This window comes from Streptomyces tubercidicus, from assembly GCF_027497495.1.
Lineage (GTDB): Bacteria > Actinomycetota > Actinomycetes > Streptomycetales > Streptomycetaceae > Streptomyces > Streptomyces tubercidicus.
The window spans coordinates 2,900,736-2,914,887 of record NZ_CP114205.1; the positions used below are offsets into that span (position 1 = coordinate 2,900,736).

Below are 14,152 nucleotides of genomic sequence, written 5' to 3' on the forward strand. Positions count from 1 at the left end.
GGACGGCGCGAGGCAATTCCCCGCTGGGTGTGAAAGCTCACACCTCGTTTACGGCAAACTATTTTCGGATATCCACGCGCAGCACGACGCCGCCCGGCTAAGCTCCTTCGCTTCGCCGGGCGGCGCCGTCTTCACCGCCGGTCAAATCCGGCCGTCCTCCAGCATTTCGGTCACCAGCGCCGCGATCGGCGAGCGCTCCGAGCGGTTCAGCGTGACGTGGGCGAACAGCGGATGCCCCTTCAGCTTCTCGACGACCGCGACCACGCCGTCGTACCGCCCGACCCGGAGGTTGTCGCGCTGCGCGACGTCATGGGTCAGCACCACCCGGGAGTTGGCGCCGATACGGGACAGAACCGTCAAAAGGACGTTCCGCTCCAGCGACTGGGCCTCGTCCACGATGACGAACGCGTCATGCAGCGACCGCCCGCGGATATGGGTGAGCGGCAGGACCTCCAACATGCCGCGCCCCACGACCTCTTCGATGACGTCCTTGCTGGTCACCGCGGACAGTGTGTCGAAGACGGCCTGCGCCCAGGGGCTCATCTTCTCCGCCTCGCTGCCCGGCAGATAGCCCAGCTCCTGCCCGCCGACGGCGTACAGCGGGCGGAACACCATCACCTTGCGGTGCTGCCGGCGCTCCAACACGGCCTCCAGGCCCGCGCACAGCGCCAGCGCCGACTTGCCCGTACCGGCCCGGCCGCCCATCGAGACGATGCCGACATCCGGGTCCAGCAGCAGGTCCAGCGCGATCCGCTGCTCGGCGCTGCGGCCGTGGATCCCGAAGACCTCCCGGTCGCCGCGCACCAGCCGGACCCCGCCGTCCGAGGTGACCCGGCCGAGCGCCTTGCCGCGCTCGGACTGGAGCACCAGCCCGGTATGCACCGGAAGTTCGGAGACTTCCGGAACATGAGCGGTCTCGGCGGCGAAGAGATCGTCGACCTGTTCGGCGGAGATGGTGAGTTCGGCCATCCCCGTCCAGCCGGAGTCGGTGATCGCCAGCTCGGCGCGGTACTCCTCGGCCAGCAGCCCGACCGAGGACGCCTTGATGCGCAGCGGCAGGTCCTTGGAGACCACCGTGACGTCGTACCCCTCGGCCTGCAGATTGCGCGCCACCGCGAGGATCCGCGAGTCGTTGTCGCCGAGCCGGAAGCCCGCGGGCAGGATCCCGGGGTCGGAGTGGTTCAGCTCGACCCGGAGTGACCCGCCCAGATCCCCGATGGGGATGGGCGAGTCCAGCCGCCCGAACTGCACCCGGTACTCGTCCAGCAGGCGCAGCGCCTGCCGGGCGAAGTAGCCGAGCTCGGGGTGGTGCCGCTTGGCCTCCAGTTCGGTGACCACCACGACCGGCAGCACGACTTCGTGCTCGTCGAAGCGGGCCATGGCGCCTGGGTCTGCCAGCAGGACACTGGTGTCGAGGACATAAGTGCGCCGGTCGTTCTCACGGCGCTGCTTGATGTTCACCACGGATGGACGAACCCCCTCGGATGAGGTTGGGGTGCGACGGCGTCGCGGGGCGGTGTGCTCCCGGGGTCACCGCTTCGGGGCGGCGTCCTCGGGACCGGACCGGGCTCGGGCCACGATGCGCGGGCCGAGCGCCGGCCCTCCGCGTCGACCGTGCGGTGCGCACGGACCTCCGTGATGTGCAAAGGGCCTCCCGGGCGAGCGGCCCCATGCCGCCCGCTGAGATGCGGCGCCTGATGGCTGGTTCCTGACGCCGACCTGGAAGGGATATTCCCTCGAACCTCCGTAGCCATGCCATGGCATATGACGCACGGACGGTGAACCTTGGGTAACGCGTGATCGCCGAGCGGCTGCGGCATTCGGGTGAGTCGCGAGGGGATGGTGCGTCAGAAGAGGCCCCGCCGGAGGTGCATGGGCCGGCGGGGCCTGGTGACGTACCGTGACAACAGGGGATGTCCGGGACGCATGAGAGCGTATGGGATGTAACACGCCTGGCGGAACGGAAGGGGCTCTCGGGAGGATGTGCCCCGGGGCCGGTCGGACCCGGTCTAGAAGCCGTAGCGCCGGTGCCGGGCCGCGTAGTCACGCAGCGCGCGCAGGAAGTCGACCTTCCGGAACGCCGGCCAGAAGACCTCGCAGAAGTAGTACTCCGAATGGGCGCTCTGCCACAGCATGAAGCCCGACAGCCGCTGCTCTCCGCTCGTACGGATCACCAGGTCCGGATCGGGCTGGCCGCGGGTGTAGAGGTGCTCGGAGATCAGGTCGATGTCGACGACCTCGGCGAGCTCCTCGAAGGAGGTGCCGCGCTCGGCGTGGTCCAGCAGCAGCGAGCGCACCGCGTCGGCGATCTCCTGCCGGCCGCCGTAACCGATCGCGACGTTCACCAGCACGCCGGTGTTGTCGCGGGTGGTCTGCTCGGACTCCTTGAGCACCTGCTGGGTCGCGGTGGGCAGCAGATCGCGGTTGCCGACGTGGTGCACCCGCCAGCGGCCGTCGGCGGCCAGATCCCGGACGGTGTTCTCGATGATGCCCAGCAGCGGCTTCAGCTCGGCCTCGGGCCGGTCGAGGTTGTCCGTCGACAGCAGCCACAGCGTGACCACCTCGACATCGGTCTCCTCGCACCAGCCGAGCAGCTCACTGATCTTGGCCGCACCGGCCTGGTGGCCCTGTTCGGTCGTCCGCCCGTCGGCCCGCGCCCAGCGCCGGTTGCCGTCCAGGATGACGCCGATGTGCTTGGGCACCTGGGTGTGATCCAGGCGACCCTCCACCCTGCGCGCGTACAGCCGATAGACCAGATTGCGCAGTGCAGGCGGATAAGGGATGCGCATCCCGGAAGATCGCAGCATGTGTGGTCCAGCCCCTCCGTGCCAATGGCGGTCGCCCCGTCGCCTCAAGTGGGCAACTTTACGTCTCGGCTGTCTCGACAGCCCAATCAGGTCGGTCACAAGTACGTGATAGGGAGATGAGCATGACTGGCACCGACTACCGTGCAGCGGAATCCCGCTACGACTCGATGAAGTACCGGCGAACGGGTCGCAGCGGACTCAAACTCCCCGCAATCTCCCTTGGACTCTGGCACAACTTCGGGGACGACCGCACCCTGAGCTCCCAGCGCGCCATCCTGCGCCGCGCCTTCGACCTGGGCGTGACCCACTTCGATCTGGCCAACAACTACGGTCCGCCACCCGGGTCCGCCGAGCTGAACTTCGGAAAGATCTTTGCACAGGACTTCCGCGGCTACCGCAACGAGATGATTCTGTCGACGAAGGCCGGATATCTGATGCACCCCGGCCCCTACGGCGAATGGGGTTCGCGGAAATATCTCCTCTCATCGCTGGATGCCTCACTGCGGCGGATGGGCGTCGATTACGTCGATATCTTCTACTCGCACCGCTTCGATCCCGAGACCCCGCTTGAGGAGACGATGGGCGCGCTGGCGTCCGCCGTCCAGCAGGGCAAGGCCCTGTATGCCGGTGTTTCCTCGTACAGCGCCGAGCAGACCAGGGAAGCGGCCGGCATCCTGCGCGCGATGGGCGTACCGGCGCTGATACACCAGCCCTCGTACTCCATGATCAACCGCTGGACCGAGGACGATCTGCTGCTGGACACCCTGGAGGCGGAGGGCATGGGCTGCATCTCTTTCGCGCCACTGGCACAGGGGATGCTGACGGACAAATACCTCCAGGGCATCCCCGAGGGCTCGCGCGCCGCCCAGGGCAAGTCGCTGGACCCGAATCTGCTGTCCGACGAGGTCGTACGCCGGCTCCGGGGCCTCAATGAGATCGCCGCCCGCCGTGGCCAGTCGCTGGCCCAGCTCGCTCTGCGCTGGGTGCTGCGCGACGAGCGGATGACCTCCGCCCTGATCGGCGCCAGCAGCGTCGCCCAGCTGGAGGCCAATATCGCGGCCCTGGACGCGCCCGCGATCACGGAGGCGGAGCTGGCCGAGATCGATGAGTTCGCGAAGACGACGGATGGCGTGAACATCTGGGCGCGGCGGTAGGCGCTCCGCGGGGAGCGGCGCGCGGTGCCGTCCTGTAGCTGCGGCTCCGTCCGGCGGCTGCGGCGCCGTCGTGGCTGGTCGCGCAGTTCCCCGCGCCCCCTGAGGGGCGCTTTCCAGCCGCCCTGGCGTGCGCCGTCGGTGCGGGCACAAAAAAGCGGGCCGGTCCGTGGGGGGGATACGGACCGGCCCGAGGGGGGGTTTCCACCATAACCCCGCAGGAGGGGTGCTGCGTGCACCGGCGCGCGCGGCGGCGTGGCTCGGGCGGGACGGGTGGCACCGGAGGCTCCGGCACAGGGCGGATCAGGCCACCGCGGCGGCGCCCAGGAGCAGCCCGCAGAACGCCCCGATGATCATGAAGGGCCCCAGCGGCATGGCCGTATCCCGCGCCCCGCGCCGTACGAGCAGCAGCCCCGCGCCGTAGAGCGCACCGATCAGCACCCCCGCCGCGCCGCCCGTGACCAGGGTGCGCCAGCCGTACCACCCCAGGGCGATCCCCAGCCCGACCGCGAGCTTGACGTCACCCAGCCCGATCCCCCGCGGGTTCGCGAGATAGAGCACCAGATAGAACGCGCCCAGCAGCAGGCCGCCCAGCAGGGCCCGTCGCCATGCCGCGGTCTCCCCCGTGAGCCAGCCGCCGAGCCCCAGCAGCACCGCTCCCGCCGCGGCCAGCGGCAGCGTCAGCACGTCCGGCAGGCGCCGGACCCGCCGGTCGACGGCGGCCAGCAGCACCGCGACCGGCGTCATCACCAGCCAGGCGACGAGTTCCGGCCGTGGCCCGGTGGCCGCCGCCAGCGCCGCGCAGACCAGCGCGGTGGCCGCCGCCGTGGGCAGCGCACCCGGCCCGTACGCCCCGCACTCCGGGCAGTGCCCGCGCCCCAGCCAGCCCCGGCCCGGCCCGGCGATCGCATGCCCCCCGGGACAGACCGCCCGCCACTCCTCCTCGGGCTCGACGGCCATCCGGTGGGCGGGCCGCGGCAGCAGCAGCCCGGCCGCGGCCCCGTAGGCGGCGGCGAGAACCATCAGCATCACTGGCACGCGTCGAGCCTAGAAGCCGCCCGGCGGCGCTCGCCGGGAAAGAGCCGGAGCGGTGGGAGCTGATAGAACGCTGTCCATGGCGCGTTGGGAGAACGGTGCGGGAGTCCTGTACGGCGCGGAGGGCGGCATTCCGTTGGAGATCGCGGCGTCCTACCGCGCCCGCGCACGCGGGCTGTTGGGGCGGGACGGCATCGACGGCGCACTGCTGCTGACCCCGGCAAGCGGGGTGCACACCTTCCGGATGCGCTTCGCGATCGATGTCGCCTACCTGAGCCGGGACTTGACCGTACTGGCCGTACGGACCATGCGCCCGGGACGACTGGGGCTCCCCCGCCTGCGCGCCCGGCATGTCCTGGAGACGGAGGCGGGGGCGATGGCGCGGTGGGGCGTGCGCCCCGGGCTGCGGCTGGGTGTGGAAGTCAGCGGCTGACGGCGGCCGGTGGGCCGCTGCCGGTGTCAAGTTGCTGCCGTACGCCCCCGGATGGTCACATGCGCGGCATGAACGTGACACCGACACCCGAGCAGATACTTCCGGCGGGGCCCGCGTACCCCGGGTCTCCGGCGGCGCAGGGTCCGGCTCCGGGGGTGCTCGGCAACCAGGGGCTGCGGCTGCTCGCGCTGCTCATCGATTCGGCGCTGGCCATCGGGGTCCTGTTCCTGGTCAGCCTGGGTGCGGGCCTGGTCGTCACGTTCGGCGGCAGCAGCGACAACACCCCGTTTTACGCCACGGTCCTGGTGGCCCTGGCACTGCTCTTCGTCTACTCACCGCTGTGGACGGCCCGCTGGGGCGGTACGGCAGGCAAGCTGCTGTGCGGGCTGAGCGTCGTACGGCTCGCCGACGGGAGGCCGCTGTCCTACGGGGCCGCCCTGGGGCGGCATCTGGCGCATCTGGGGATGTGGGTGGTGCCGGTGCTCTCCCTGCTGGACCCGCTGTCCTGCCTCTGGGACGGGCTCCGCCGGTGTCTGCACGACAAGGTGGTGGGCAGTGTGGTCATCCGTCGCCGTATGCGGCCGGCCCCGGCGGCCGCCGTGCCCCGGTCATGAGGCGCGCGGGAAGCTGACCTCCACCCGGCGGTTCTTCTTGCGGCCTTCCTCGGTGGAGTTGTCGGCGATCGGGTACTGCTCGCCGTAGCCGCGGATCTGGAAGCTGACGGAGGAGCCGAGGTCCTTGGCCAGTTCCTGCTGGACGGCGTTGGCGCGCTTCTTGGACAGGACCAGGCCGTGGCTCGCCGAGCCCAGATTGTCGGTGAAGCCGAAGACCCGCAGGCTGGTGGCGTTCTGCTTCTTGATCTCCGAGGCGATGGTGTCGATACGGGACACCGCGTCCGAGGACAGCTCGGCGCTGTCCTTGTCGAACAGGACCTCCGCCTGAAGCGCGAAAGTCACATTGTCGTTGGTGTCCTGGCGGCGCTCGGAGCCGTCGTCCGCCTCGACGATCGATTTGATGTTGAGGACCTTGGACGGGGCGAGCTTGGCGCCCTGGACCATCCGCAGATCGGGGTCGCCGGGGTCGATGTGCACCGGCGGGCTGGAGTTCTCGGTCACGCCCGGCGGATCGGCGTGCGCGACGGGGGCCGTCAGCGCCGCGGTGAGCAGCAGCGCGGCGGCGGCGGTGGCGGCGCTGCGGGGCGCTCGGCGCACCCGGCGGCCTCGGGGCATCTGGGTCGCGGTCATCGGTGCCCGCTCAGTCCGTGATCCGCACGCTGGCCGGCGGCAGGGTCGGCAGCTGGAAGTCGACCTCGGTCACCTTGGCGGGCGGCGCCGGGAACTGCGCGAAGATCGGGCGGCTGGCCCCCGGCATCAGTCCGCTGAGGCCGGTCGTGCACAGGCATTCGCCGTTGGTGTCGCGCAGCACCAGATAGCGCTTCTTGCCCGCCTTGTCGACGAGGGTCGCCCCGGAGATGGACGAACGGGACCGCAGCTCGGTCTCGTTGGAGCGCCAGTCGATGGCGTTGAAGGCGCGGGTGCCGCGGTTGGTGACCGTGCCGTTGACCGTGACGAAGCCGCCGGAGTCCCGGACGACGGAGTGCAAGGTGACCACCACACCGTCCGGCCCCTTCATCTCCCCGATCACCTTGTCGGAGTCGGCCGCCGGGGCCCCGGGGCCGCTGTCCTTGGGGGCGGTGCTGCGGGCCGGTGGCTTGTCGCCGTCCGTCCCCTTCGCACCGCCGCTGTCACCACCACAGCCGGCCACGACGAGCGCAAGGCCGAGCGCGCTCGCCATGGCGACCGCTCCCCTGGCGGCCTTCGTGGTGCGCCGAATGCTCATGGGATGCAGTTCCTTTGATCGTCGTCTGGTCGTCTCAAGGGGGGTGGTCGGTGCGGGCGGTCAATGGGCGAGGCGTACGGAGAACAGGTCGGCGGCTTCGGGCAGTTCCTGGAGGTGGCGGGGGTCGAGCGTCCAGCGCTTGCCGTCGCAGGTGATCTCGACGGGGGCGGGGGTGTCGTCGTCCTTGTCGTGCTTGCCGCCCTTGCCCCCGTCGTCGGCGCCTCCGCCGCCGTCCTTGCCGCCCTTGTCGTCCGTCCCGCCGGTGTCGTCCGTGGCGGGGTCGAGGGTGCAGCGGGGGCCGACGACGGACTTGGCCTCGGCCGAGGCATGGGTGCCGCTGGTCTTCGGGATGACCGAATTCCCCACGGTCTTGAGGGTGGTGACCTGGACGGCGAACGAGGTGGGCCAGGAGTCGGGGGTGCAGCGGGGGCCGGAGAGCTCGGCCCCGTTCCGTCCGGCGAACCAGTCCGCGCTCTGGCAGGCCGCTTCGGACGGGGTGCCGCGCCCGTTCAGCAGCTCCTCCCAGGCCGTCGGATCGGTGAGATAGCTGCCGTCACGGAGGCCGTCGAGCAGGCTCTTGAGCAGCAGGTCGCGGTATTTCTGGCCGGCGGCGAGGGCGGCCGCGTCGGCGGCGGTCTGCGCGCCGTTGCGGGTGGCCGCCGCCTGTCCGACGGCGAAGAAGGCGAGCGCGAGAAAGAGCAGGCCCCCGACCGCGACGATATAGAGCGGGAATGCCTGCCCTGCGTCGCGCCGGCGGCTGCGTGGGGTCGTGGCCGGCACGGTGATGGCGGTGCGGGCTAAATGCCGACGACGTCGGAGATCTTGTTGGCGATGGCGTTCGCGATCTGGCTGCCGAAGTCCGTGGTCGACAGGACCAGGACGATCGCCACGACCACCGCGATGATGCCGAGGTACTCGATCGAGGTCTGTCCCCGGTCGTTCCCCAAAATCCGCTTCGCCATCGTCTTCCCCTCCGTGGGCGGCCGTACCGCTCTGGTCCGGCTGGTCTGTCCCCGTAGTGTCGGCGCGTTCGGCCGCGCTCACGACACCAGAAAAGTACGCCGGAACAGCATGCCCGGAACAGGGAATCCGTACCGAATCCTCTTTCGGGAACCCGGATGACAGGCACAACGTCGTCTTTCGGCCACTCAGTCGCACTCTATCCACCCCCGCTCCCCCTCCGGGACCGTGCCCCGTTCCCTGCCCGTACAGACCGGACGATCCTGCCGCACCTTAGTGGGAGCGCAACTGTCTGCCCACCCACTGTGACACAACTCGTTGCTGTTGCGAAGGAGTTGACGGGAAGGCGGGGCCGCGGATGGGCACTGTCACACCGGTCACCTGCCCATCAGTGAGCCGAAGTTGGTGCCCGAGCCCAGGAAGAATCCGGCGATGAGCAGGATCATCGTGGCCGGAACCATAAAGGTGGTGACGACCATGGTGGCCTTGGGGACCGCGCGGGCGGCCCGGCGCCGGGCGTTCTGGGCATCGGTCCGGCGCATGTCGTCGGCGATCTGGATCAGCGTCTCGACGATCGGCGCGCCCAGCTCCTCGCCCTGCTGGAGGGCGGTGACGAACTGCGCGACCTGTTCGGAGTCGTTGCGTTTGCGCAGTTCCTCGAACGCCGCCCGGCGGCTGACGCCCATGTCCATTTGCCGCAGGGTGATCCGGAGTTCATCGGCCCACGGCCCCTCGTACTTCTCCGCGACCCGGTCCAGCGCCTGACGGAAGCCCAGACCGGCGCTGACCACGACGGCCAGCACATCCAGAAAGTCCGGAAGGGTGCGTTCGATGGTGTCCTTGCGCTGCCGGATGGCGGCCCAGATGCCGACCTCGGTCCAGAAGAGGCCGAAGAGCACCATCAGCACACCGAGCAGCGGCTGGCCGCGCAGAAACATCACCAGCGCGCCGAAGAGGCCGAGGGCCCCGTAGACGGCGCGCCGGGCGGCGTACCGGTCGACGGTCAGCCCGCCCGGATTGCCCGCCAGGTCGATCCGGCGGCGGACCCGGGCGGTGCGCTTGTTGCCCATCAGCCGCAGCACCAGCGGCGCGTAGCGCATCCCGGTGCGGTCCACCGCCGAACCGACCACCGTGGTGCGGGTCGCGCCGACCTCCAGGGACAGTGCCAGGTCGGGCGGCAGCCGGGCCTCGCGCCGGTAGAGCGCGATGCCGCAGCAGATACCGGCGACCGAGAGGGCGAAGGCGAGGGCCAGCAGGATTCCGAGTGCCATGGCGATACCGATACCTAGACGTCGATCTTGGACAGGCGGCGGATGAAGAAGAACCCGAGCCCGTAGAGGGCGAAGGCCACCACGACCGCGAGCTGGCCGAGGAAGGAGGAGGTCATCCGGTCGATGGCGCCCGGCGCGATCCGGTTCATCAGCAGCAGGGTGCCGATGCCGAGCAGCGGGACGACATACGCGGTGACCACGACCTGGGAGAGCTGGGTGCGGACCTCCCGGCGGGTCTCCTTGCGCTCCTCCAGGGTCTTGGTGAGGTTGCGCAGCGAGCCGACGACCGTGCCGCCGGCCCGGTTGGCGAGCACCAGCGTGGTGACGAGCACGACGAGTTCGCGGGACGGCAGGCATTCGGCCAGCTCGCCGAGGGCCTCGTCGACGGAGTGACCGACGGCAAGCTTGTCGGAGACCTTGGCCAGCTCCTCACCCGCCGGTGCCTCCAGCTCCTCGGCCGCCATGCCCAGCGCGGTCCGCAGCGCGAGCCCGGCCTGGGTGGCGTTGGCGAGGATCCGGGAGAGTTCGGGCAGCTGGTTGATGAACCTCTCGATGCGCTTCTGCCGCTGCCAGTTGAGGAAGGCGAACGCCGCCCAGACGGCGACCAGCGCGGCGATCGGGCCGAAGAACGGGGCGAGGGTGGCCTGGGCGAGCAGCCACAGCACCAGGACCGCGCCGAGCAGATAGACGACGAACTCGCCGGGGGTGACGTCCAGGCCGGTGGCGGTCAGCCGCAGTTCGAGACGGCGTCCGAAGCGGGTACCGCGCAGCGCCCGGTCGACGGACGGGAAGCGGCGCCGCCCGGACACCGGCAGTCCGCGCTCGTCGGCCAGCCGGTCGACGATGGCCTGCCGCTGGGCGCGCCCGGCCGCGTACGTCCGGGCGCCGGCGATCGCGAGCAGCCCGCACAGCAGGGTGGCGCCGATGGCGAGCAGGGCGAGGTCGTTCCCGCCGGTCATGAGGTGGCCTTCCGGGTGGCGAGTTGGTCGTCGTGGGTGGCGACGCCGAAGGCGGGCGGAGTGGGCTCGCTCGCCATGAAGAGGCGTTCGGCGACCCGGCGCGGCAGCGGGAAGTAGCGGAACCGGCCGTGCACGATGCGGTCGGCGCCCATCGGCTCGGCGTCGAAGCGGCAGACCGTGGCGATCCGGTAATCCTCGTGGCCGCGGGAGTCGAGGATGGCGATCTCGCTGATCCGGCGGGAGCCGTCGGCGTGCCGGGTGAGCTGGACGAGGCAGTCGACGGCGCTGTTGATCTGGTCCCGCAGCGCCTCGAAGGGGATCTTGACGTCCGACATGGAGGCCAGGGTCTGCAGCCGCATCAGCGCGTCCTCGGCGCTGTTGGCGTGCACGGTCGCCAGCGAGCCGTCGTGGCCGGTCGACATCGCCTGGAGCATGTCGAGGGTCTCACCGCCACGCACCTCGCCGACGATGATGCGGTCGGGGCGCATGCGCAGGGAGTTGCGTACGAGATCGCGGATGGTGATCCGGCCCTTGCCCTCGACGTTGGGCGGCCGGGACTCCAGCCGGATGACATGGCTCTGCTGGAGCTGGAGTTCGGCGGCGTCCTCGACGGTGATGATCCGCTCGCCGTCCGGGATCAGCCCGGACAGCGCGTTGAGGAGGGTGGTCTTGCCCGCACCCGTGGCCCCGGAGACCACCACGTTGAACTTGGCCCGCACCAGCCCCGCCAGCAGCATCAGCATCTGCTCGTCCAGCGTGCCCATGCCGATGAGTTCGGCGAGGGTGTAGGCGCGCGGGAAGCGGCGGATGGTGAGGGTGGCGCCGTTCAGCGCGAGCGGCGGGATGATGACATTGACGCGTTCGCCGGACGGCAGCCGGGCGTCGACCATCGGATTGGACTCGTCGACCCGCCGGTTGACGGTGGAGACGATCCGTTCGATGGTCTGCATCAGCTGCTCGTGCGAGGCGAAGCGGACGGGCAGCAGCTCGACCCGGCCGGCCCGCTCGACGTACACCTGGTCCGGGCCGTTGACCATGATCTCGGTGATCGAGGCGTCCTCCAGCAGCGGCTCCAGCACGCCGAGGCCCAGCGCCTCGTCCACCACCCGGCGGATGAGCTGGGCGCGTTCGGCGGTGGAGAGCACCGGGCCCTCACGGCTGATGATGTGGCCGAGTACGCGCTCCAGCCGCGAGCGGCGCTCGGCCGCGGCCAGCGAGGACATCTCGGCGAGGTCGATCTCTTCGAGCAGCTTGGCGCGGTAGACGGCCACCATATGGCTGTCCTCGCGCGCCTCACCGGCCGGTTCGGGTGCGACGATCCGGGCTTTCAGGCTCATCGCGGGGGTGCTCCTTCGTACGGGGCCGCGGCGGGCCTAAGGCCCAGCGCGCCGGGTTCCTGCGGGCGGGGCATGGTGGCGCTGCGGGAGGCGGTGCCGAAGTCGGCGACGCCGGGCACCAGCGAGGGGATGGTGACGCGCACGGTCGCGCTGACCGCGTCGCCCCCGCCGCCGTCCACCGAGACCTGCGCGTCGCGGGCGACCCAGCCGGTCATCGCGGCCCGGCCGGCGGCCTGCGGGTCGGGCGGGTGGTCGGTCTCGTCCATCGAGGCGGTACGGGCCGCGGCGCGGGCTCCCGTACCGGCCTGCTGGACGGCGAAGGCGGCGAGGCCGAGCTGGACCACGGCCAGCCCGACGACCAGCAGGATCGGCAGGAAGCCGAGGAATTCGATGGATACCGTGCCCCGGTCGCGGCCGGGGCCGCGGAGCCGGGCGGGAAGGCGTAGCCGCCTGGGGAGCCGGAGCCGGGCGGACGGCCGGAGCCGGCTGAGGAGACGTACGGCACTCACCCGGCGTCCTCCTTCGCGGCGCCGGCCGAGCCGGTGACCGTCCAGGGGTAGTTGCCCGCGCCCGGGAAGAGCACCGGGACCTTGATCCGGACGGTTGCCTTCCACAGGCCCGACTCCGTTCCGCAGGAGGTCGCGGCGCCCGCGCGCCAGGAACTGGGCAGCTGGTCCTCGGCGGCGGTACGGCAGGCGCCCGCGCCGCCGCCCTCGGTGGCGGTGGCGGCCCGCGCGCCGCGGTCGGCGGAGTGCGCGGCGAGCGAGTAGGTGTACCCGACCAGCACCAGCTGCCAGAGCAGGGCGAGGACCAGCAGGATCAGCGGGAGCAGCCCCATGAATTCCACGGCCACCTGCCCCCGGTCGTCGCCGCCCAGCGGGCGCCGCACCGCTCAGCCCTCCTCGTACGGGCCGGACGGGTCGAACGGCCCCTGGCCGCCGGACGCCGCCGCGGAGCCGCGCCGGGCACCGAACCGGGCACCGGCACCCGGGCCCGCCCCGGAGGCCGCCCCTGATGTCTGGCCCGGAATTCCCCCGGAACCGGGAGCCGCCCCCGGCGTTATGGCCTTGCGCTTGCGCCCGGTCAGCGTGGGGCGGGCCCGGTGGCTGCCGCGGCCCTGCCGTACGGACGGCGCGTCGACCAGGCCGAGTTCGCCGGCCAGCGCGCACAGTGCCTGCTTGACCGTGGACCGGTTGTCCAGATCCTGCATCCGGCCCGCGTCGACACAGGGCTGGAGTTCCTTGAAGGCGGCCGGCACATGGGTCCGGGCGACCTGGGTGCCGGTGGCCTTGGCGACCAGCGGCGGCTGGATCTCGGTGCTCCGGGTGAGGCGGTTGACCACGGTCGTGGTGTCCTCCGCCTTACGGATCTGCAGCCGGTCCCACAGCCTGACCTGCCGTTTGGCGGCCCGTACGGCCACCACGTCCGGGGTGGTCACCAGCAGCGCCAGATCGGCGAGTTCGACGGCCGCGGCATTGGCGGACTGCATCTGGGAGCCGCAGTCGACCAGCACCACTTCGTAGCGGGAGCGCAGCGCGCCGATGATCTGCCGGGCCGCCCGGTCGTCGACCTCCTCCCCGCGCTCCCCCTCCTCGGGCGCCAGCAGCAGGCCGAGGCCCGTGTGGTGATCGTGCACGGCATCCTGGAGCACCCGTACGGAGATGTCCTGAATGCCCGCCAGATCGACGACCGAGCGGCGGAACTGCACGTCCAGATAGGAGGCCACATCACCGGACTGGAGGTCCAGGTCCACCAGCGCGACGCTGCGGCCCGCGGCCCGCGCCGCCAGCGCCAGCTGGACGGCGGTGACGGTGGTGCCGACCCCGCCCTTGGCGCCCGTCACGGTCACCAGCGTGCCGGCCGGCCCGGGAGCCGCCTCCGGGTTGCCCCCTAGGTGGACCCGTACACCCGCCGACCACTGAGCGGCGGCCTGCACCCGGGCGGCCAACTCCTCGTAGCCGAGCGGCAGTCCGACGATGCCACGGGCCCCGGCATCCATCGCCGCGGAGAACAGCGCGGGCCCGGCGTCCGTGGTGATCAGCACGACGCCGACGGCGGGGAAGCGCAGCGCCACCTCACGGATCAGCTCCAGCGCCGGTGTCGGCCCGATCCGCTCGTGGACCAGCACGACCTCGGGGAGCGCCTCCACGGCGGACGGCTGGCCCGCGGCGGGCGGGGCACCCGCACCCGGGGCCGCTGCCCCGGCCCCCTGCGCGGCGGCACCGGCCAGCGCATGGAGCAGCGCTGCGGAGTCCGCGACCGTGGGCGCGGGCTCGGCGTCCGGCAGCTGGTGGAGCAGGGAGGACACGGCGCGTGCGGCGTCGGGGTCACCGATGGCCGGGAGGATGCGGATGGTCACC

General features: G+C 71.3%; 16 protein-coding genes. 3 read left to right on the top strand and 13 right to left on the bottom strand.

Translation table 11 applies throughout. From position 1 onward, the window contains the following. Positions 1–141: 141 nt before the first annotated feature. On the bottom strand, positions 142–1,464 hold the full coding sequence (locus STRTU_RS12300; protein ID WP_159743582.1) for a PhoH family protein: 1,323 nt from the start codon (positions 1,462–1,464) through the stop codon (positions 142–144). 545 nt (positions 1,465–2,009) lie between these two features. Further along, complete coding sequence (locus tag STRTU_RS12305; protein ID WP_159746868.1) at positions 2,010–2,789, bottom strand: isoprenyl transferase; 780 nt, start codon at positions 2,787–2,789, stop codon at positions 2,010–2,012. A 140-nt stretch (positions 2,790–2,929) separates the two neighbouring features. On the opposite strand from STRTU_RS12305, the gene mgrA reads away from it, so the two are divergent. Next, on the top strand, positions 2,930–3,961 hold the full coding sequence (mgrA, locus tag STRTU_RS12310) for an L-glyceraldehyde 3-phosphate reductase (protein ID WP_159743583.1): 1,032 nt from the start codon (positions 2,930–2,932) through the stop codon (positions 3,959–3,961). A 300-nt stretch (positions 3,962–4,261) separates the two neighbouring features. Here the strand turns inward: mgrA and STRTU_RS12315 are convergent, their stop codons facing one another. Then, the gene (locus STRTU_RS12315) at positions 4,262–4,996 is read right to left on the bottom strand and encodes a prepilin peptidase (RefSeq protein ID WP_159743584.1); all 735 of its coding nucleotides are present in this window, start codon (positions 4,994–4,996) and stop codon (positions 4,262–4,264) included. A gap of 76 nt (positions 4,997–5,072) precedes the next feature. Between STRTU_RS12315 and STRTU_RS12320 the strand changes: the two genes are divergently transcribed. Further along, positions 5,073–5,426 (top strand): DUF192 domain-containing protein, encoded by a 354-nt coding sequence (locus tag STRTU_RS12320; RefSeq protein ID WP_159743585.1) that lies wholly within the window; start codon positions 5,073–5,075, stop codon positions 5,424–5,426. A 68-nt stretch (positions 5,427–5,494) separates the two neighbouring features. Further along, positions 5,495–6,040, top strand: a complete 546-nt coding sequence (locus STRTU_RS12325) for an RDD family protein (RefSeq protein WP_159743586.1) — start codon at positions 5,495–5,497, stop codon at positions 6,038–6,040. Here the strand turns inward: STRTU_RS12325 and STRTU_RS12330 are convergent. The 10 genes from STRTU_RS12330 to STRTU_RS12375 form a co-directional block, all read right to left on the bottom strand. Beyond that, a complete protein-coding gene (locus STRTU_RS12330) occupies positions 6,035–6,670 on the bottom strand; it encodes an OmpA family protein (RefSeq protein WP_159743587.1) in 636 nt (211 codons plus the stop codon). The genes STRTU_RS12325 and STRTU_RS12330 overlap by 6 nt on opposite strands. 10 nt (positions 6,671–6,680) lie before the next feature. Continuing rightward, a complete protein-coding gene (locus STRTU_RS12335) occupies positions 6,681–7,265 on the bottom strand; it encodes a hypothetical protein (protein WP_159743588.1) in 585 nt (194 codons plus the stop codon). Positions 7,266–7,325: 60 nt separating this feature from the next. Continuing rightward, on the bottom strand, positions 7,326–8,045 hold the full coding sequence (locus tag STRTU_RS12340; protein ID WP_159743589.1) for a pilus assembly protein TadG-related protein: 720 nt from the start codon (positions 8,043–8,045) through the stop codon (positions 7,326–7,328). A 17-nt stretch (positions 8,046–8,062) separates the two neighbouring features. Further along, entirely contained in the window at positions 8,063–8,227 is a 165-nt protein-coding gene (locus STRTU_RS12345; RefSeq protein WP_018089307.1) for a membrane protein, read from the bottom strand. A 375-nt stretch (positions 8,228–8,602) separates the two neighbouring features. Further along, a complete protein-coding gene (locus STRTU_RS12350; RefSeq protein ID WP_159743590.1) occupies positions 8,603–9,496 on the bottom strand; it encodes a DUF5936 domain-containing protein in 894 nt (297 codons plus the stop codon). Positions 9,497–9,510: 14 nt separating this feature from the next. Then, entirely contained in the window at positions 9,511–10,455 is a 945-nt protein-coding gene (locus STRTU_RS12355; RefSeq protein ID WP_159743591.1) for a type II secretion system F family protein, read from the bottom strand. Further along, the gene (locus STRTU_RS12360; protein WP_159743592.1) at positions 10,452–11,792 is read right to left on the bottom strand and encodes a TadA family conjugal transfer-associated ATPase; all 1,341 of its coding nucleotides are present in this window, start codon (positions 11,790–11,792) and stop codon (positions 10,452–10,454) included. Before STRTU_RS12360 ends, STRTU_RS12355 begins: the two co-directional genes overlap by 4 nt. After that, complete coding sequence (locus STRTU_RS12365) at positions 11,789–12,301, bottom strand: TadE/TadG family type IV pilus assembly protein (RefSeq protein WP_159743593.1); 513 nt, start codon at positions 12,299–12,301, stop codon at positions 11,789–11,791. Before STRTU_RS12365 ends, STRTU_RS12360 begins: the two co-directional genes overlap by 4 nt. Beyond that, positions 12,298–12,681 carry a TadE/TadG family type IV pilus assembly protein gene (locus tag STRTU_RS12370; protein ID WP_246240381.1) on the bottom strand — a complete coding sequence of 128 codons (384 nt, stop codon included), beginning with the start codon at positions 12,679–12,681 and terminating at the stop codon, positions 12,298–12,300. Before STRTU_RS12370 ends, STRTU_RS12365 begins: the two co-directional genes overlap by 4 nt. A gap of 3 nt (positions 12,682–12,684) precedes the next feature. Then, positions 12,685–14,151, bottom strand: coding sequence for a CpaE/TadZ family protein (locus STRTU_RS12375; RefSeq protein ID WP_246240384.1), 1,467 nt, complete (start codon positions 14,149–14,151; stop codon positions 12,685–12,687). Between the last annotated feature and the right edge of the window lies 1 nt (position 14,152).